Below are 19903 nucleotides of genomic sequence, written 5' to 3'. Positions count from 1 at the left end.
TTAAATTGTAATAGCAACCGTCTTGGAGCTATTATATTCAACCCGGGTAAAAATCTGTCATTCCTGCGATACAAAGCGTGAAATTACGAAAAAACTCCCCATATTATGCTGTCTAATATGGAGAGTAGTATGAAGAATTATTTACCTGATAAAGCGGCTGTTGCTGAGGTATATTCGTATCCTAAATCTCGTGCCACAGCTTCATAAGTGATCTTGCCCTGATGAACATTTAAACCATTCAATAGGTGCGGATCATTTAATAAGGCTAGTTTAACTCCCTTAGTTACAATATCTAAAACGAAAGGTAATGTCGCATTGTTTAAAGCAAATGTGGATGTTCTGGGCACAGCACCAGGCATGTTTGCTACACAATAATGCACCACATTATCCACTACATAAGTAGGCTCTTGATGAGTTGTAGCACGGCTTGTTTCAAAACATCCACCCTGATCAATAGCAACGTCGACTAAAACAGAACCAGGACGCATCGAACTTAACATGGATCGGGTAACTAATTTAGGCGATGCGGCACCAGGCACTAATACAGCACCAATAACCAAATCAGCACAAGAAACATATCTCTCTATAGCATCCGCGGTGGAATATACCGTATTCAATTTTGAACCAAATTGAAAATCCAGTTCATTTAAACGCTGCAAGGAGCGATCAAGTACAATAACACGTGCTTCCATACCCATAGCCATGCGAACAGCGTTTGTACCGACTACTCCCCCACCAATCACTACAACTGTGGCAGCTGCTACACCTGGAACACCACCTAATAATATACCACTACCCCCTTGGGCCATCTCTAAACAATGAGCCCCAGCTTGAATGGACATACGACCAGCCACCTGAGACATAGGAGTAAGCAAAGGTAAACCGCCTCCATCCTGAGTCACTGTTTCATAAGCTATTGCGGTTACACCAGACTCTTTAAGCAAGCGGGTTTGCTGAGGATCAGGTGCTAAATGCAAATAAGTAAACAAAGTTTGGCCTTCACGCAAACGTTTGCATTCAATAGGCTGAGGTTCTTTCACCTTGACTATTAGCTCGGCCTGAGCAAATACTTCATCAGCTGTATCAACAATTTCAGCACCTGCGTTTCTATAGTCATCATCCGAGATACCAATGCCCAGTCCTGCTCCTTTTTCTACTAAAACAGAGCTTCCTGCCCTCACAATTTCTCTAACACTTGAAGGAACAAGTCCAACTCTGTTTTCTTGTGATTTTATCTCTTTTGGTACCCCTACTAGCATTTTTCTACCTCTTATTTATTAAATTTCTTGTATAACCTGCCTCTTTCATTTTATTGCTGCAGTGCGTATTTGCTTCTTGTAAATTTTTAGTTCCTCACACATTTATGCGACATTAAAACAAAATACTCAAATTATACAAGAGATCTACTCTTTAATTGCTCTATTAATTGTGGAACTAATTCAAACAAATCACCTACTAAACCATAATTCACGATTTGAAAAATGGGTGCATCCGCATCCTTATTAATTGCTACAATCACTTTAGAATCTTTCATGCCAGCCAAATGCTGGACAGCTCCAGAAATACCAACTGCTATATAAAGCGCGGGAGCAACCACTTTACCAGTTTGGCCAACCTGGTAGTCATTAGGCACAAAACCTGCGTCTACAGCAGCTCTGGATGCACCTACCGCAGCACCCAAAGCATCAGCCAACTCTTCGATTAATTTGAATTTTTCTGCGCTTTGCAGCCCTCTGCCTCCAGAAACAACAATTTTAGCAGTGCTTAAATCAGGCCTCTCTGATTTACTCAATTCATGGCGTATAAATTGGCTTCCTTTGGCTTGAAACTCCTTATTAACATTTTCTATACAACAAGCTTCCTGAACTGATGTTATGGGGTCAAATGCCGTTGTTCTGATGGTCATCACTTTTATTGGGTCTAAAAGACGCACTGTTTCTATCGCATTCCCCGCATAAATGGGATGTTCAAACGTATTAGAATCAATTATCTTAGTCACATCAGAAAGCTGAGCTACATCCAATTGCGCAGCAACACGCGGCAGTATATTTTTCCCCAAGGTACTGGAGGCCGCTAGAATAGCACTAAATGAATTTGCAAAAGACACAATCAAATCACTAACGGATTCTGCCAATTGATGTTCATAACAAGGATTATCAACATGCAAAACGGCATGTACTCCTTCCATCTTTGCGGCTTCTTCTGCTACTACTCGACATTGGTAACCTACAACAAGTAAAGTAATTTTATTGCCTAGTTCTAAAGCGGCGGATAAAATATTACGTGTTGCGCTATGCAACTCCTGATTATTATGTTCAACCAAAACTAAAGTGCTCATCTCTTCTCCTTTAAAGCACTTTGGCTTCATGTTGTAATTTGTCCAACAATGCAGCCACAGAATCAAGTATTACCCCCCCGCTTCTTGTTGCTGGTGCATTAACCTTTACTATTTCAATATGTGGTTTCAGAGGCAGTCCAAGCGAATCCAACTCAAGGATGTCAAGGGGTTTGCGTTTCGCTTTCATGATATTGGGCAAACTGGCATATCTGGGTTCGTTTAAACGAAGATCTGTACTAATTACTGCTGGTAACTGTACCTTGATGGTTTCCAAGCCGCCATCAATTTCCCTGACTACTTCAAGTTGCTCTTGATTAACAATTATTTTTGAAGCGTAAGTAGCTTGAGGCCAATTTAAAAGAGCAGCTAACATTTGTGGAGTCTGATTGTTATCACCATCAATCGACTGTTTGCCCATCAAAATCAAATTGGGTTTTTCCTTCTCTACTATTTTATTTAAAATCTTTGCTATATTAAGGCTTTCGAACGTTTTTTCTGTTCGTACTAAAATAGCTCTATCTGCACCTAAAGCTAAAGCATGCCTGAGTGTTTCTTGCGAACTATCAGGACCTATGCTCACAGCAACTACTTCTGTTGCCCAATTTTTTTCGCGCAAACGTAACGCTTCTTCAATAGCTATTTCATCAAAAGGATTCATTGCCATTTTGATGTTCTGAGTTTCAACCCCTGAATTATCCGATTTCACCCGGATTTTAACATAGGGGTCTATCACACGTTTTACAGCCACGAGTATTTTCATGGTTCCTCACTGGAATATCAAATCAGTCTGCATCTTGCCAGAGATACGGGTACAAATTCAAGGGGTTGTTTTTAATTAAACCATTATCCCAGAAAAACCTTCATAAAATCCAGGGATTTTCTGGGGGGAAAAAATTAATATGGTCCTTCGTAAACAACCAATGGCATAGAATCCGGCTCTTGCAGCATAGAGAGGATTTGCTGAGTTTGTGCTACTGCTTCTGCAGTTTTACTCGTGCAAATCTTGGTGTCTTCTTTTATTTTATCTAGCTCTTTTTGAGCCTCTATCAATTTTTCTTCCAGAGAATTGGGAAGAGAATCTAATACTCTCATATTGAATAAAAAGGCTTCTACTTTTAAACGTTTCGGTCTACCTAATCTCCAATCACCCAAAAACTGCTGTACATTTAGAGCAAGATAAGATTCAAGAGGAGCAGAAAGCACTTTTAGCTCAGGTGTTTTAAATTGAATTCCTGTGCTGGTGTTTTGACTAGCCAAAATTAATTCTTTACATAAATTAGCTATAGTTTCAGATTCTGACTTTGCTCCAGTCACGGAGACCGGCAAGATTGGTTTGAAAATGGTAGAACCAAGTTGCAGACTCACATCAAGAAATTGGCGGGATGCCCAAAAAGTCATTTCCAACAACCGAACCAGCAATGTAGTTGATGCAGTGGCAGTAATTATACTAATTTCTTGTAATGTGGAGCCAACCTTTTTTAATTGACTTGAACTGGTACCCTCGAGATACTGTCCGCCTTTTAATAAAATAAAATAGAGTGCATAGATAGCTAATAATTCTTCCGCAAAAATAAAAGTTCCGTAACTGGCAAAAACCATTGGAATAAACCGCAGTAACACTCTAAGCCCTTTTGGCTTTATGTGCCCAACTTCATCAAAGAAACCACTGGATTGCTCCAATAAATTAATTAAACTATCGAAAAAACTTTGACTTGAAAAAGTACTTGCCTTAGACTTTAAATTTTCCAACCACTTCTTAAGTTCGTCCTTATTTTTTATATCTTCTAAACCCGTATCTTTAAAGTTCTCAGGCGAAATTAATTTTTCATAGCAGTCACTTAATATTTTAAAACAAGCACCATCATTGTTACCTCGAGATAAACTCCTTTCTAACCAAGTCACTTCAGGTAAAAATTGGGTGATGCGATCGGTATGAAAAAGAATGGATATTCTTCTATAGTTTTTAATAATTTTCTCTTTCTCTGGTCCATCTAACAATAATTGCTGATTGATAAATCTTGTAAAATCTCTTTCCAACCTTAGTAAGGTAGGATCATCCAATTGAGATTTATAGCAATCACTGGTTACATCAAATTCAGCATATAGCTTCACAAAATTCTTTAATTCCGTTTCTATAGCCATAATTACTCCCTTAATAAATTTGACTTATGAATGAATCCAGAGTCCTAAATTATAAGTCCAAAGTCAGTCTATTTTCTTCGAACCGAATTTCAGTTTAATGTATTTTATCTACATAATGCTTTGTTTTTAAGTATTGTGTCAATAAACCAACTATCAACAGGCTAATGTAGAATCCTGCCATAACATCACTTAGATAGTGATGGTATAAAATAACTCTAGTGATAACGACAAGCAATGCTAGCCCAATAAATAGGAAGAAATACCTTGGAAAGATAAACCCTAAAGCCGAAGCCAGAGCACTAACCGTAATGGAATGGCCTGAGGGGAATGACCAATAATTATCCTTCAATTGAAACCAGTAAAATCCATAACTATTGCTGTCGAACAATAATTCGGTCGAGCTCGACCCAGTCCTATTTTTAATACAGAAGCAAATAAATTAGAAATGAGAACACAGCCAAACAAATACCAAAATCTCACTGCGTATTTTTCATTTCGTTGAAGGTAATGAAAATATAATGCCAAGATAAAAAATAGTGCAACATAAAATTTCCATTGCCCTAACGCTGTTAAATAATTTAGCACAGCAACGTTCGTTCTAAGATTCAAACTATGAAAATAAATAGCTAAGGTTCTGTCCACAAAATAATATGAAAGCATAATAAGGATAATATAAGCGATTATTACCCAAATTTTTTTCATTACATTAGAGGTTTCTTCAAATTGTGTCATTTTTAAGATCCATCGAGCTTTTTTACATTGGTTTGAATCATATAAGATGCTGCTGATTTAGCCAAGACCAAATGCTTTTGACGCACATTAATCTCATTAAAATTGTATACTATGGCTCGTCCACGATATGCAGCGAGTAGAGATGACTTATCAATATACCCTTAAATATGTTATTTATTTATCAAATCTTGTTATTAGTAAGAATAATTCGTTACAATCAGGAACTATTTGAAATACGATAAAATTATTAATGCCAGAATTTACATTAATCCAACAAATATGTATTTGGGCTTTACCAGTATTGTTTGCCATTACTTTTCACGAACTGGCCCATGGTTATGTTGCTTATCGTTGTGGTGACAATACTGCAAAAATGTTTGGTCGATTAACAATAAATCCCATAAAGCATATTGACCCAATTGGAACAATTGTACTACCTCTTTTAATTGGTGCCATAACCAATTTTAATTTTGTCATTGGTTATGCGAAACCAGTTCCAGTTAACCAAAGTCAACTCCGTAAACCGCGTCGGGATATGATATTAGTGACTTTGGCAGGGCCATTAGCCAACCTCATTATGGCCTTTTTATGGGCTGGATGCTTTAAAATAGCACTTTCCTTGAATCCTCACAGCTCAATGGCTGCTCTATTCTTGCTTGTCACAGCTCGAGCAGGAATGATGATTAATCTCATTCTTGCCTTTTTAAACTTAATCCCTCTTCCACCACTCGACGGAAGCAGAGTTGTAATGAATCTTTTGCCAGCAAGACAGGCTATTGCTTATTCGAAAATAGAACCTTTTGGTTTCTTAATATTGATTATCTTAATTTTCACCAATGTACTAGGATACGTTCTTACTCCCCTCATCTATGGTTCCCTATCTATTTTAAGTGTGATTTTTAATTTATGAATATCCTTGCCGACGCTTTATTGCCAGGATTAGATGCCGCCTTCCCAAAGCCATTCACATTGACTCTGTATCATAATCCTGATGAAATTCCTGAGTTACTTGCAAATAAGGATATTATTCTTTGCCGTTCGACTGTAAAAGTTAATAGTACTTTATTAAAAAAACACTCTATAAAATTCATAGCAACTGCAACGAGTGGAACCGATCATCTTGACTTTGATTTTTTGAAATCACAAAACATAGAGATTATCGATGCTAAGGGTTGCAATGCCACTTCCGTTGCTGATTATGTCGTGGCCTGTATTGCCTATTTAGAAGAGCGGCAGCTTATAAAAGGCAAGATGGCTGGGATCATTGGCTTGGGGCAAGTAGGAACCAAAGTGTATGAACGGTTAAAAACAAACGAATTTCAGTTGAGTCTCTATGACCCGCCTAAAGCCAGCAGAAATACTGCTTTCCAAAGCTGTTCTCTTGAAGATCTTTATGATTGTGATCTTTTATGCATCCATGCAGAATTACATAATAATCATCCTTACCCTAGCACTAATCTAATTAGTGAGGAATTCCTAAAGAAATTAAAACCAGGCTGCGTCATCATTAATGCCTCAAGAGGTGGTATTGTAAATGAAGAAGCACTTCTGCACATTAATTCTTCCATAGTTTATTGCACCGATGTTTACAATCATGAGCCAAACATTGATAAGCGGGTTGTCTCAAAAGCAACCCTATGTACACCACATATAGCTGGACATAGCTTAGAGGCGAAATTTGCAGCAGTGGCTATTGTAAGTGACCAATTACACAGGGTGCTTGGATTGCCATCCCCTCAATTCGCAACCCCAGAAAAGCCACCTATACAACATAACCACAAAGATTGGAAAGAATTAGTTTTATCAATTTATAACCCCATCAATGAAACACTACAACTGAAACAAGCAGAAAATATTCGATCTACTTTCTTGACTCTTCGTAAAAATCATAAACAACGTCACGATTTCGCAACTTATTTTGAAACAGAGTTTATAAAGAAGTATCCATTATTAGGATATTTGGGGCAATGAGAATGCCGGTAACAAAAACATTTCTCATAGCTTAGTTATTTATTAAACGTCTCACCACCTCTTGATCAGAAAAAACATGTTTTACATTTCCTATCTGCTGATAAGCTTCATGTCCTTTACCTGCAATTAATATAATATCGTCGCGCTCAGCATTGCTTAAAGCATAAGCAATTGCCTCCTCCCGATTTATCAATTTAGAGACAAAAACAGAGGAAGGAATACCGTGCGCAATTTCCTCAACAATAATTTCAGGATCCTCGCTGCGTGGATTATCGCTGGTAATGACAATATGATCGGCGTATAAACTGGCTGCTTTTCCCATAATTGGCCGTTTGGTTTTGTCTCTATCACCACCACAACCAAAAACCACCCACAAACGTCCTTTTTTTAATTGATTTAATGTGGTAAGAACATTTTCTAAAGCATCTGGAGTATGGGCATAATCAACAAGAACATAAGGAGATTGAGCTACGATTTCCATACGTCCCGGAGCAGCTCTTAATTGAGTCATAATACTCGCTACTTTTTCAGGCAAATACCCCTTAGCAAGCAAACTGCTATACACAGCCAAGCTATTATAGATATTGAACGCACCCAAAGCTTTGATCTCTAACTGATGGTTCCCCCATGGGGATTGTACTTCAATTTCTGTACCCTTGATATCCATATTCCATCTCACTGCTTTAACATCGCAGTTCTGCTGTAAGCCATAAGTAATTTTTTTTACGTTTAACTTTAAAACACGGCTAATATGGCCATGAAAATTATCATCCTGATTAATAATAGCCCATTCAAGTTCTTCTCGTTCAAATAATCTAGCCTTAGCAGCACCATAGGCTTCCATAGTGTGATGATAGTCCAAATGATCTAATGTGAGATTAGTAAATATAGCTTGATTAAATCTTAAAGAATCAACCCTGTGCTGACTTAAAGCATGAGAAGAGACCTCCATACAAACCTGTTTAATACCCTGCTCTTTATACACATGCATCAATCTTTGCAAACAAAGAGCATCTGGAGTGGTATTATCTAAAGGTTTTAAAGAATGAATTTCACCTTGCCCTATAGTCCCTATATAAGCAGAACGCTGCCCTAACCGATCATGGGCTTGTGCCAACTGATAAGCAATAGTAGTCTTCCCATTAGTACCTGTCACTCCAGTTAAACCCATAGATTCAGAGGGATTATTGAAGAAACGCTGGGCTATTTCACCTAGTTTTTCTGCTAATTGCGGAATAGGTATACATGGGAGTATCAAAGGTAAAGTGCAGGAGGAAGGAAAGTCATCAGGCTCATAAACTACTGCTATAGCACCTGCAGCAACAGCTTTCTCTATAAACAATCGACCATCAGAAGCAGCACCAGGGTAAGCAATGAATAAATCCCCTTCTTTCACTAAGCGACTATCATTTTTTATATCACTCACAACACACTTAACAATGTCTTGTTTAAGCCAAGGTTTTAATAATTGAGTTAGTTCCACCGAATAAGACTCCTATTTTCTTTCCTCTCACCAAAAGCTTCATCAACTGTACGTTAGTCTTTAGCCCAACCTGAAGATGTGTCGCAGATTGGTTGGGCTAAAGACCAATCTGTCTTTTTAACCAACTGGTTCATCTGTAGGAATATTGAATAATCGTAAAGAACCAGACATCACTTTTGCGAATAAAGGTGCTGCAACCGAAGCGGCATAATACCCTTTACGCGAAGGTTCATGAATAATCACGGCAACAACAAATTTGGGCTTGGAAACCGGTGCTATGCCAATAAAACTGGCCGTGTATTTTCTATCTTTATACCCATTTTTTCCAGCTACGCGTGCAGTCCCAGTTTTACCAGCTACTCTATAACCTGGGATTCTTGCAGCTTTACCAGTACCTTTATTCATCACGGATTCCATCATCAATAATACTTGTTCGGCAGTTTTAGGTTGTATAACCTGAATCCCTGGGGTTGGGGTGTCATTATGAATCAAAGTAACCGGTATTAAGCGCCCTTTATTTGCAAAAATTAAATTGGCCTTTGCTAACTGCAATGCCGTAACCGACAAACCATAGCCAAACCCTAATGTAGCTAAAACAAAAGGATTAGCGTCCTTAGCTTTTACTATTCCACCCTCACTTTCTCCAGGATACCCCAGGTCAGAGCGTTGCCCAAAACCGCATTTTTGTAAAAAGCCTATTAATTGTTCAGGAGGACTTGATAACACCATCTTTGTAACTCCTACGTTACTGGAATGCTGCAAAATTCCGGTAACGTCTAATACGCCATAATTGTGAATATCTCTTACGGTACGACCATGAACTGTCATCCAACCCGGATTAGTATCAATAATTGTATCTGGAGTAAACAAACCAGTTTCCAAGGCACTAGCAATACTGAATGATTTGATTACAGAGCCAGGTTCAAAAGTATCTGTAAGCGCCCTATTCCGGTAGGTTTCTTTATCATAGTGACCACGAGAATTAGGATTGTAGGAAGGCACATTGGCTACAGCTAAAATTTCACCATTTTCCGCATCAACTACAACAACGGAACCTGACTTGGCAGAAAATTCCTCAACCGTCTTACCTAATTCACTATAAGCCAAATATTGTAATCTTCTATCGATACTTAAAGTTAATTCATGTCCTGGACGCGGTTCTTTCAAAATCCCCAGATCATCCACCACTCTACCTAATCGATCTTTAATTACCCTCTTTTTGCCAACAACCCCCATGAGCCAGTCTTGATAAGCGAGCTCAATGCCTTCAATACCTTGATCATCAACATTGGTAAACCCTATTAATTGAGAAATGCTATCAGAGTCCGGGTAGTAGCGCTTGAATTCTTTTTGAAAATTGATACCGGGAATTTTTAAAGCTTCTATCTTTTTAGATAATGTTGGTGGTATTTGTCTCTGTAGATAAACAAATTCCCGATTTTCGGCATAAACAATTTTCCTGCTTAATTCTTTAGGGGTCAGATTCAAGTATTTAGCAAGACGCATAAATTGCTCCTTATCTGGAGCAAACTCCTTGGGGTTAACCCAAACGGATTCGACTGGCGTACTAACAGCAAGGGGGGTGCCATTTCTATCAGTTATCATACCTCGATAAGCAGGTATATCTATAACGCGTATGCTTCGAGCATCACCTTGACCTTGTAAAAATTGTCTATGGAGAACGGTAAGATCAACCATTCTCCATATTAAAATGGCTAAAATCAAAGAGAAAAAAACGGCTACAGTGACCAATCTGGCAAAATGGTTGTATGTTTTTTTCATATAGGACTACTCATAAAAGTTTTTCTAAGCACAGCATAATAGATTTGAGAAAATTAATGAGTCATAAGTGTACATGAAGCCTTAATACTTTTCGAGACGATTTTCTCCTACCTCCAAGGCCTACGCATGAAAAAATACTTGGCTTCTTTCAAAGTTCTAAAAATACTTGTTTATCGAGGATGTAATAAATAAGTATTTTTAGTAGTAGGCAAAGTCATTCCTAATTTTTCTATGGCTAACTCCTCGACTCGAGCAGGAGTAGCTAAACTCGTTTGTTCTAATAATAATTGTCCCCATTGCAATTGCAAGAAATGAGTTTGCTGCTCCTCTTGTTGCATCTGACTTAGAGTTAATCTATAGGAGTTAGTGCTATAAATAACCATAAAAGCGCTCACTAGTACAGCTACTAATAGTACTACCAACATATATAGTGATTTTGACATTTGCATATCTGCCAATTGACCATTAAATATATTACTTTGGTTAATGACTTTCGCTGCAGCGTTCATGCTAATTTCTCCCCTATCCTAAGTACAGCACTTCGAGATCTAACATTTTGCTCCACTTCTTCACTCTGCGGTTTTATTGCTTTACCTACTTTCCTAAAATTGGTCTTCATGGCTTCATGCCTGATTGGCACTTCAACAGGAGGCCTATTCCCTTGTTCCTTATCGCGCATAAATTGTTTGACTATCCGATCTTCAAGAGAATGAAAGCTTATAACAGCCAAACGTCCTCCCGGTCCTAATACATCCAAACACTGATCTAAACAATTACTTAGATCAGTTAGCTCTTGGTTTACATGGATTCGAATTGCCTGAAATACTCTTGTTGCTGGGTGTTTATGCTTCTCCCATTTAGGATTTGCTTCTTTAATAATTTCTGCTAATTGAAAAGTTGTTGTTATTGGCTTTATCTTTCTAGCATCCACGATTGCCTTAGCTATCCTGCCTGCAAAACGTTCCTCACCATAGGTTCTAAACACATAAGCCAACTCATTAGTCTCCGCTTTATTTATAAAATTGGCAGCGTTTATTGATTGGGTTAAGTCCATTCTCATATCGAGAGGCCCTTGTAGCATAAAACTGAATCCTCTTTCAGGGTTATCTAGCTGAGGCGAAGACACCCCAAGATCAAGTAAAATTCCATCTACTAAACCAAGTACACCTGCTTGTGACGCAAATTCTTTGATTTTTGCAAATGAGCCATGAAATATATGAAATCGTTTATCCAGACCAAAATGATCTTTTGCATACTGAACAGCGTCGAGATCTTTATCTATTGCAAACAACCGACCTTTATCATTTAAATGCTTTAATATTTCTCGGCTATGACCGCCACGACCAAAAGTGCCATCAAAATAAGTGCCATCCGGCTTTATAGCCAGTCCTTTAATTGATTCATGTAATAAGACTGATTGATGCTTTGCCATTTCTTATTCCGCTATAAAGAGAACGTCTTCATTTCTTCAGGTAATCCATCAGTCCCGGTAGACTCTTCGGTCAGCCATTGCTCGCGCTTGGATTCCCATAATTCTTTATTCCAAACCTCAAATTTATTTCCTTGTCCTATCATCACGACATCTTTTTCTAACTTTGCATAATTTCTTAACACTGTCGGCAAAAGTACCCGCCCATTAGCATCCATTTCTACATCAGTTGCATGGCCAATTAACAGACGTTGGATTCTTCTTGCTGCAGCATTGAAACTAGGTAGTTTCTGCAAATTGTCTTCAATAATTTGCCATTGTGCTGCTGTATAGAGGAGTAAGCATGTTTCTTCAGTATCAATAGTTACCACTAAAGGAATTTTCTCTTCTGCACCCAAAGCACTTCTGTAACGCGTTGGGATAGCTAAGCGTCCTTTAGTGTCTATGGTGATGGCATTAATTCCACGAAACATGGTTTTTCCCAAATAAAGGAGAATCATTCTCCACAATTCTCCACTTTTTTATTATTTTACCCCACTTTTCTACACTATAGGAACACATTTCTACATGCGTCAAGCTGAAAACGTACTTTTTTGATAATTTTTTTATAAGTTACTTGGGGAAAACTTAAAGATGATTTAAAAGAACTCTATAAGGAAATAATATGAACAAAAAACTTTGGCTTTACCAACGCCACAGGCTTTTAAATTAAAGGCAGGATCGATAGGAGATATTAGAAAATTTATGATAATTACGCTTTAGCAAAATAGGAAGGTTTCAGCTATTCATTAAAGCGGCCAAGCGGATACCTTGTAGAACCAAATCGGGTACAAGATAATCATAGAGATCTTGTTTATCAAATAAAGATGCAAATCCACCTGTTGCTAAAATTAATGTTTCATCCCCCTCAAAAACTTCATTGCGTATTCTTTGAATTAATTCTCTGCAAGCCCCGAGAACACCATAGTAAACTCCAGATTGAATACTTTCTATAGTAGAACGACCGACCACATTATCAGTTCTCACAATTTCTACAGCGGGTAATTTTGCAGTATTTCTTGATAAGGCATCGACAGATAGCCTCACACCAGGCAATATTGCTCCCCCTAAATACGCTCTCTGTTTGGAAATAGCACAAAATGTAGTAGCAGTCCCGAAATCAATCACAATAATATTTTGATTAGGATAGCTATGAATAGCCGCTATAGCATTAGCAATTCGATCGGCCCCAACTTCAATAGGATTCCTGTATTTGATATTCAAACCAGTTTTAACTCCTGCCTGCAATAAGAAAGGATCTGTGGAAAAGTATTTCACACAGGCTGACCGTAAGGAATAATCTAGCTGTGGGACTACGGAACAAATAGCAATTTTCCTAATTGTTTCCGGAGAACAATTATTTTCTCGCAAAACGCTTTTTAAAAAGATACCTAACTCATCTGAGGTACTGACTTGTGAAGTATGACGAAATCTAAGTTTAATCTCATCGCCATCAAATACTCCACCATATATGTGAGAATTTCCTACATCTATACACAGAATCATTATTCAGATCCACTCATAAAAAGTACGATAGGGATTATACTCAAGATAACTAAGTTTTAGAAGAACAATCAAAGCAAAGGGGTTGGTGCGTAGTAACTTGCTTAATCCTTCACTTGGATGAGAGCTTTGAGCTCTTCTATTCTTGCCAATAAACGGGCTATGCAACGTTAGTATTCATCTCGAAATTTGATCCTATATGTATAATTTTTAATCTTTTTTTAATTTATTTTCGACGCGAATAACAAGGAAATGCCGATTGAATCCTGTGGGACGTGACACTATAATTTATAGTTTTGTGATAAAAGGATTTGAGAATACCGTGAAAAGAAATTGGTTAATAATTTCTCTTCTTGAGATATGGATAAACTTAGCTTACTCAGGAGCGGAAAGTAATTATTGGCAGGAATTCTCTAAAGCTAAGGTGTTAATTGAACAAAATAGGCTGATGGAAGCAATACCTATCCTAGAAAAGCTGAATCAAATTGATGATAACTACAATGTGGAGATTTCTTTAGGAGATGCTTATTCAGAATTAGAGAATCCTTCTAAAGCGTTAAATTATTATGAAATGGCATATAGGAATGCAAAAAATGAAAATAATGTGGTTATCGAACGAGTAGCATTATTTAAAATTGCCCGGACTAATATGTGGCTAAAAAGATACCAGGAAGCTGCCAATTCTTATCAACGCTTGCTTTCTATACAATTATCAGAAGAGGATAGAGCTATTGCAAACGCTGGATTAAAAACAGCACAAGGAAATTTACCAACAGAAGAAGGGAAGGACAACACTGAAATTGCACTAGGTGATGCCGCTGCTGCTCAAGAAAATCCATCTGAAGCATTCACTCACTACAACGCAGCTTATGAAAATGCAAAAAAAGAAAATAATATGGTTATCGAACGAGTAGCATTATTTAAAATTGCTCGGACTAATATGTGGCTAAAAAGATACCAGGAAGCTGTCAATTCTTATCAACACTTGCTTGCCATGCAATTGTCAGAAGAGGACAGAGCTATTGCAAATGCCGGGTTGAAAACAGCACTGAAAAATTTGCAACCTGCAGAAGATAATAGCAACAGTGAAATTGCTTTAGGAGATACAGCATCCACTCAGGAAAACCCGTCTGAAGCATTGACTCACTACAAGATAGCTTATGAAAATGCAAAAAAAGAAAATAATGTAGTTATTGAACGGATAGCATTATTCAGAATTGCCCGCACCAATATATGGCTGAAAAAATATCCTGAAGCTACCGATAATTATCGGACTTTACTTAATATGCAATTATCGAATGAAGATAAGGCCATTGCAGAGACGGGTTTAAATACAATCTATCATTTTGAATTAAGCGATGCTATGCAAAAAGCTCGGGATTACATTAATAAGAATAATGGTAAAAGTGCGCTTGAATCGATTAAGCGTCATTTAAATAAAGAGAAAAATCCTCATCTCTATATTCTTGCCGCTCAAAGTATGGCTATTATGGAAAATCCCAAAAAATCGCTTGAATATTTTAAGCAGGCGCTTGCCTTTAGTGATAAGAATTCTGACAAAAGAGCGGCTTTGTTAGGAATGGTAAAAATGCAAGTGTGGTTAAATGATATAAAATCTGCAAATCAAACGTTGTTCAGTTTAAAGAAATTTTCTTTAAATCAAAGTGAGAAAAAACAATTAGAAGACATTAAAATAAAATTAACAAGTCAAATTGCTCAGCTTAAATTCGAGCAACTACTTCAACAAGCAAGACAATTTATCAGTACAAATGATGGAGCAAGTGCTTATAGTTTGATCAAGGGGTATATTGGCTCAGGCGATAATTACCAGGTTGATATGATTGCAGCAGAAAGCATGACTATTTTGAATAAGCCAGATAGGGCGCTATATTTTTACAAACAAGCATTTTCAGTAGCCAGTAACGCATCGGAACAGGTAAAGGCATTATTTGGTATCGCTAAAATGCAATTCTGGTTGGCATGGTATGTGCGGGCACAAAAATCATATCGATTGTTACTACAATATAAATTGTCTCCTACAGATTATGAATTGGCTCTGGCTGGTTTAGTAAAAAGCCTAGCTTATTATGACCGCCCACGACTCGCCTATCAAATGATTCCAAATGGATTTAATTTTACTACTCCTCAAGCCGTAATTGCTGCATCTCAAGCTACTTTATGGGCAAATTGGGCAGATGTAACAAAAGATATATTAGAAAAATATTACCCTATTACATCAAAGATAAATTTAAATTCAGGGCTTGGAAAAGACTTGCTAGATTTAAGATGGCAAACCAATTTGGCAACCTGGCCAAACGTTGTAATGCCATCTGTCTTTGTATCTGAGGATTCTGAGACTTTCAACAAAAGAAGAACTACACTGGAGTATACTCATTATTGGAGTCAACAAGCTCAAACGTTTTTAGGTCCTGATTATATAAGATATAAGCAACATGAGTCTTTTAAACTGGATGCAAAGGGTTTTTATATAGGCCAAATTTTGCGCCCAACCCGTCACTTAATTTTTAAAGGACGCATGGAACCTATTGAGTATATTAATATGACTCCCTCACAACGTAATCATTGGAACCCCTTTTTATGGGGATTGGATGGGACATATACCCCAAACGATTATGTCTCAGTACAGTTACTTACCCAAAAAGAAGTCATTGAAACTTTCCCTGCATTTAACCATCAAATTACTGATAATTTATACAGTGCATCCCTCAATCTAAACCCTCTGCCTTACGTAAAATTTAATGGAGCCTACTCGAAACTCAATATGAGTGATACCAATTCCAGAGATGGTTATTTCTTATCCTCTTCGATATTAATTATTCCCGATTTGGGGGTAACAGTAGTGGGCGCTTTGAGAGAATTTTCCAATAAATTCAGATCACCCAATTATTTTAGTCCGCATGAATACATGGAAAAGAAAATCCTGTTAAAATTGGGAAGAAGATTAGGAGCTACATGGCACTATTATTTGGATGGGGGGGTAGGACGCCAATATATTACTCCTGATCCTGATTCCACAACTACATCCAGTCCAACTTATCAATGGGGATTAGGAATTAATGGACCTATAACCAAGTGTTTGTTTTTCACTGCCTATTATGCCAATATACATCAGGCATCAGCATTTATTAATTCACCGGATTATTCCTACCAGTATGGGGAGATTAGTCTGAATCTCTTATTGTAATTATTATTTAGTACCCCAGGTCTTTTTGGTACGGAATAATCCTGATAAATAACCATGGATAACAGCAGGGTTCATTATGAATTGGTAAAATAATATATAAAGAATAAGACCGACAACGTTCTTCCTTACTTTTAAACTACATATCTTAAATTGTTCTCTTTGACCAAAATAAAAGATCATATTGTTAATAAGACCCAAAGGGATAACCGCAAGAGTCATAGGACCTGCAATAAAGTAGTAGCCAAATAACGCCGCAATAAGACCAGGCATAAATACAAAGAAAAAAATGGTATCAAATACAATGAAACATAAATTCCAATAGACATAAAAGGTGGATAATTGGGGTCTTAATAAAATACCTGGGTAATGCCAAAAAGCTTCAAATAATCCACTTGCCCAGCGACTTCGCTGAAAAAAGAACTGGGTATAGGTAGCTGGTACATTAGTAAAGGCAATCGCTCTTTCAGCAAAATCTATTCGGTAGCCTTTATTAAGTAAAGCCCAAGTTACTACGATATCCTCCCCTACGACTTCTGGCCAACCGTTAACTTCTTGCAACGCTTTTTTTTCATAAATCGAAAAAGCCCCTTGAGCTACCAAAGTACCCTGAAAAAGACTTTGTGACCTTTTAATTGCAGCAATAGCATGGAAATAATCCCATTCTTGAATTTTGGTCATTAATGTTTGTCGTGAATTTTTGACGTACACAGATCCTGCACATGCGATTGTTCCTTTTGGTCCAGACAGCAGTTTGATAACCAATTCCTTTACTGCAGTAGGAACCAGATAGGTATCCGCATCAATAGTAATGACATAGTCTGTTTTAGTCTTTTCTAGGCCTATATTGAGTGCAGCTGCCTTCCCTCCATGATTAGCATTAATAATGGTTAAATTTGTTAGTCCCAATGATCTTGCTCTTTCAACTGTTTTATCTTTGGAACCGTCATCAATCAATATGATATCAATTTTTCCAGGATAAGTTTGATTTTTTAATGAATTCAAAGTGAAAAGGATTGATTGTTCTTCGTTGTAAGCTGCAATTAAAATGGTAACATCCGGGTAGTTTGTAGTGATGGGTTTTATTCGTCGGGCGTCTATTATGTAACTTACCACCAGAAACATATACATAAAACCCGGTATAAGCGCTATTGAGAACACAATGACGCCTGCTGGTATAATTGTAATATATACCGCCAAGTCTTTTAACCAAGGTATTGACAAATAAAAGCAAACTATTAGCCAGGCTGTGGCAACAATTAGACAAAGCAAGAATTTTGTCTTTACTGATATATACATTTTGGATGTATTTATTGATTAGTTCAATTAATCATGGCATATCAGTTAATGAAAGCACAAGTAATGCAAAGTAATACGATGTACGACTTTTCCTGGGATTAAATACATGAATGTGTCCGCAATGATAAATCCTCTCATTTTGGATAAACAAGCATTTGATTTTAAAAGGATAAAAACCGTAAGAAAAGTAGGAAAGCATAATTAATTATGATCTAATCTTTGCTTCTCAAGGTCAAGAACTTTAAAAAAAACCCGCTATTAACTATTAGCGGGTAAGTTGTGGAGAAATTTATCTTACATATTAGTAAGGTTTAACAATTACAGAGGTCCCTACGTCAATAAAATTTTGATTCAACCATTTCGCAGCACTCGGCAAAACTCGAATACAACCGTGGCTTGCATTGTAATTTGGTACTTCATAAGCAGCATGTATCGAGTAGCCACCATGGAAATGCATACAGTAAGGCATTTTTGCTCCGCCGCCAGTTTCTATTGGATAGATACTAGAGGTACACTCTTCACCTTTTTTGGAGTAAACTCTAAAGGAACCGGTCACAGTACGACAAGGTCTGCCGACATCCTCGCAAAAATCCTTTCCTCCCGAGGCGCTCCCTGTCTTTACCCTATTACCTTGCGCATCATAAGCTGCCCATGCTGTTGCTTTAGGATCGAAAATAAAAACTTTTTTCCCTGTTGCCTGCCTTTTCTCGGGAAAATAATTTTGGCCTTTCCTATCAGATTCCATACTCATAGTGTAATGAGTATATCCGGCATCATCCACGATGGCTGTTGATCTATCCATGGATGCACAAGAGGCAGCCAAGGCACAAACTGGAACTAACAGTATTTGCTTTTTCACTTTCTATCTCCCTCTTTATTTTTTAACTATATCGGGAGTATTTTGAATAAGTTTAGATCTTTTTATTGATTTTTTTTACTAATTGTATTTTTTATTGTCTTTTAGGTTGTTTAATAAGCTCTTCTGCGCCTGTTTGGGAACCATAGCAAGGATGGCCAAAATCAGTTGCCTATCAGTGCACTCAAAACATCCCCCTCTGGGAGGCATTGCATTAAAACCTCGTCGGTGTGATTAAAAAGAATATCTAATCCTTGTTTCAATCTTGGTTCCCAATCCATTTCACTTCCAATTTTTGGGGCCCCTAAAGAAATTAAGGGTTTTAATGCGTGGCAATTACTACAAAAATGATCATAAATTTTTTCTCCTTCCTCTTTAGTGCCAACAATAGATTTTAGAAATTCTTGTGGATGATGGCTTCCAGAATATACTGGAGCAATCAATGCGAACAAAATCAATATATAAATACTAAAACTAGCTCTCATGGCTTACTCCTAAGAGTTGGCGTAATATTTGCTTAAGGTATGCATCTATCACGCATTTCAAAAACAAAACCGGTCTTAGTCATGATTTCCTAGTTAGTCAAAGTGACTAGTACCGAAACACCAATAAATACAGGAAGTTCATGTGGTGAAAAAGAGCATACTAAGCTTTTTCTTATTTTTTGCAAGCACCAGCTTATTTTCTAAAGTATGGAAAAAAGCAAAGTTTTTAGTTAGGGCATTTGAAATGTCAAGTTTATTTCATATAAGGTTAAAAATTAACCGATAATTGCTAAAGAATTTGCAAAAGGAGCCGATAAGTATGATAAATGCGATTGAGGAAACCCTTATGGTTAGCCGAATTAATAATTCAATCAGTGTAAGAAACACGAACTCCGATTGTCACCTAAATACCGAACAAAGAGAAGCTAAAAATCTTATTGCTGCGTTCGATAACGCCACTTTAAGCAGTACTTCCAAACAGCTGGAAGCTCTAAAAGCATCTCTTCAGAGTTTGTCTGAAATTAATGAAGCACGCATTCTATACTTTAAAGCTGAAATCGCATCAGGCCATTATCAAATTCATAGCGACAAGATAGCTTATAAAATGTTAAATCAGGTAGAAATGGCTTAAATCTTTGGGCA

The 19903-nt window shown here is 37.3% G+C and carries 16 protein-coding genes and 2 pseudogenes; 4 read left to right on the top strand and 14 right to left on the bottom strand.

Translation table 11 applies throughout. The annotated features are described in order from the left end of the window. Positions 1-137 precede the first annotated feature (137 nt). The 5 genes and pseudogenes from ald to OK13_RS01795 form a co-directional block, all read right to left on the bottom strand. Positions 138-1259, bottom strand: coding sequence for an alanine dehydrogenase (gene ald, locus OK13_RS01815; RefSeq protein ID WP_035887101.1), 1122 nt, complete (start codon positions 1257-1259; stop codon positions 138-140). Between the two features lie 131 nt (positions 1260-1390). Further along, positions 1391-2338 carry an electron transfer flavoprotein subunit alpha/FixB family protein gene (locus OK13_RS01810; protein WP_035887099.1) on the bottom strand — a complete coding sequence of 316 codons (948 nt, stop codon included), beginning with the start codon at positions 2336-2338 and terminating at the stop codon, positions 1391-1393. Positions 2339-2348: 10 nt separating this feature from the next. After that, on the bottom strand, positions 2349-3098 hold the full coding sequence (locus tag OK13_RS01805) for an electron transfer flavoprotein subunit beta/FixA family protein (protein WP_035887097.1): 750 nt from the start codon (positions 3096-3098) through the stop codon (positions 2349-2351). A gap of 134 nt (positions 3099-3232) precedes the next feature. After that, complete coding sequence (locus tag OK13_RS01800; protein ID WP_035887095.1) at positions 3233-4480, bottom strand: hypothetical protein; 1248 nt, start codon at positions 4478-4480, stop codon at positions 3233-3235. Positions 4481-4574: 94 nt separating this feature from the next. Then, a pseudogene (locus tag OK13_RS01795) lies at positions 4575-5212 on the bottom strand (phosphatase PAP2 family protein). A 250-nt stretch (positions 5213-5462) separates the two neighbouring features. Here OK13_RS01795 and OK13_RS01790 point away from each other — a divergent pair. Both OK13_RS01790 and OK13_RS01785 read left to right on the top strand, forming a co-directional pair. Further along, the gene (locus tag OK13_RS01790; RefSeq protein WP_035887094.1) at positions 5463-6122 is read left to right on the top strand and encodes a site-2 protease family protein; all 660 of its coding nucleotides are present in this window, start codon (positions 5463-5465) and stop codon (positions 6120-6122) included. Further along, entirely contained in the window at positions 6119-7183 is a 1065-nt protein-coding gene (locus OK13_RS01785; RefSeq protein WP_035887092.1) for a 4-phosphoerythronate dehydrogenase, read from the top strand. Before OK13_RS01790 ends, OK13_RS01785 begins: the two co-directional genes overlap by 4 nt. Before the next feature lie 31 nt (positions 7184-7214). Here OK13_RS01785 and OK13_RS01780 read toward each other — a convergent pair whose 3' ends face one another. From OK13_RS01780 to OK13_RS01755, 6 genes are all read right to left on the bottom strand, one after another. Next, entirely contained in the window at positions 7215-8666 is a 1452-nt protein-coding gene (locus OK13_RS01780; RefSeq protein WP_035887090.1) for a UDP-N-acetylmuramoyl-L-alanyl-D-glutamate--2,6-diaminopimelate ligase, read from the bottom strand. Positions 8667-8783: 117 nt separating this feature from the next. Next, on the bottom strand, positions 8784-10448 hold the full coding sequence (locus tag OK13_RS01775) for a peptidoglycan D,D-transpeptidase FtsI family protein (protein ID WP_035887088.1): 1665 nt from the start codon (positions 10446-10448) through the stop codon (positions 8784-8786). 170 nt (positions 10449-10618) lie between these two features. Next, positions 10619-10957, bottom strand: a complete 339-nt coding sequence (gene ftsL, locus OK13_RS01770; RefSeq protein WP_035887084.1) for a cell division protein FtsL — start codon at positions 10955-10957, stop codon at positions 10619-10621. Next, positions 10954-11880, bottom strand: coding sequence for a 16S rRNA (cytosine(1402)-N(4))-methyltransferase RsmH (gene rsmH / locus OK13_RS01765; RefSeq protein WP_035887082.1), 927 nt, complete (start codon positions 11878-11880; stop codon positions 10954-10956). The genes ftsL and rsmH overlap by 4 nt, the downstream gene beginning before the upstream one ends. 11 nt (positions 11881-11891) lie before the next feature. Continuing rightward, complete coding sequence (gene mraZ / locus OK13_RS01760) at positions 11892-12350, bottom strand: division/cell wall cluster transcriptional repressor MraZ (RefSeq protein ID WP_035887152.1); 459 nt, start codon at positions 12348-12350, stop codon at positions 11892-11894. Between the two features lie 304 nt (positions 12351-12654). Beyond that, entirely contained in the window at positions 12655-13422 is a 768-nt protein-coding gene (locus OK13_RS01755) for a type III pantothenate kinase (RefSeq protein WP_035887080.1), read from the bottom strand. Between the two features lie 319 nt (positions 13423-13741). Between OK13_RS01755 and OK13_RS01750 the strand changes: the two genes are divergently transcribed. After that, a complete protein-coding gene (locus OK13_RS01750) occupies positions 13742-16624 on the top strand; it encodes a tetratricopeptide repeat protein (RefSeq protein WP_160264725.1) in 2883 nt (960 codons plus the stop codon). 3 nt (positions 16625-16627) lie between these two features. Here OK13_RS01750 and OK13_RS01745 read toward each other — a convergent pair whose 3' ends face one another. The 3 genes and pseudogenes from OK13_RS01745 to OK13_RS01735 form a co-directional block, all read right to left on the bottom strand. After that, complete coding sequence (locus OK13_RS01745; protein ID WP_206538878.1) at positions 16628-17782, bottom strand: glycosyltransferase family 2 protein; 1155 nt, start codon at positions 17780-17782, stop codon at positions 16628-16630. Between the two features lie 439 nt (positions 17783-18221). Next, complete coding sequence (locus OK13_RS01740) at positions 18222-18779, bottom strand: L,D-transpeptidase (protein WP_035887074.1); 558 nt, start codon at positions 18777-18779, stop codon at positions 18222-18224. Between the two features lie 78 nt (positions 18780-18857). Continuing rightward, positions 18858-19261 (bottom strand): annotated as a pseudogene (locus tag OK13_RS01735) (c-type cytochrome). Positions 19262-19580: 319 nt separating this feature from the next. Between OK13_RS01735 and flgM the strand changes: the two are divergent. Next, positions 19581-19892, top strand: a complete 312-nt coding sequence (gene flgM, locus OK13_RS01730; RefSeq protein WP_152571532.1) for a flagellar biosynthesis anti-sigma factor FlgM — start codon at positions 19581-19583, stop codon at positions 19890-19892. Positions 19893-19903: the final 11 nt, after the last annotated feature.

Origin of the sequence: Legionella norrlandica, from assembly GCF_000770585.1 — a bacterium.
In the GTDB taxonomy this organism is placed as follows: domain Bacteria; phylum Pseudomonadota; class Gammaproteobacteria; order Legionellales; family Legionellaceae; genus Legionella; species Legionella norrlandica.
This window is presented reverse-complemented; position numbering and strand designations above follow the sequence as displayed.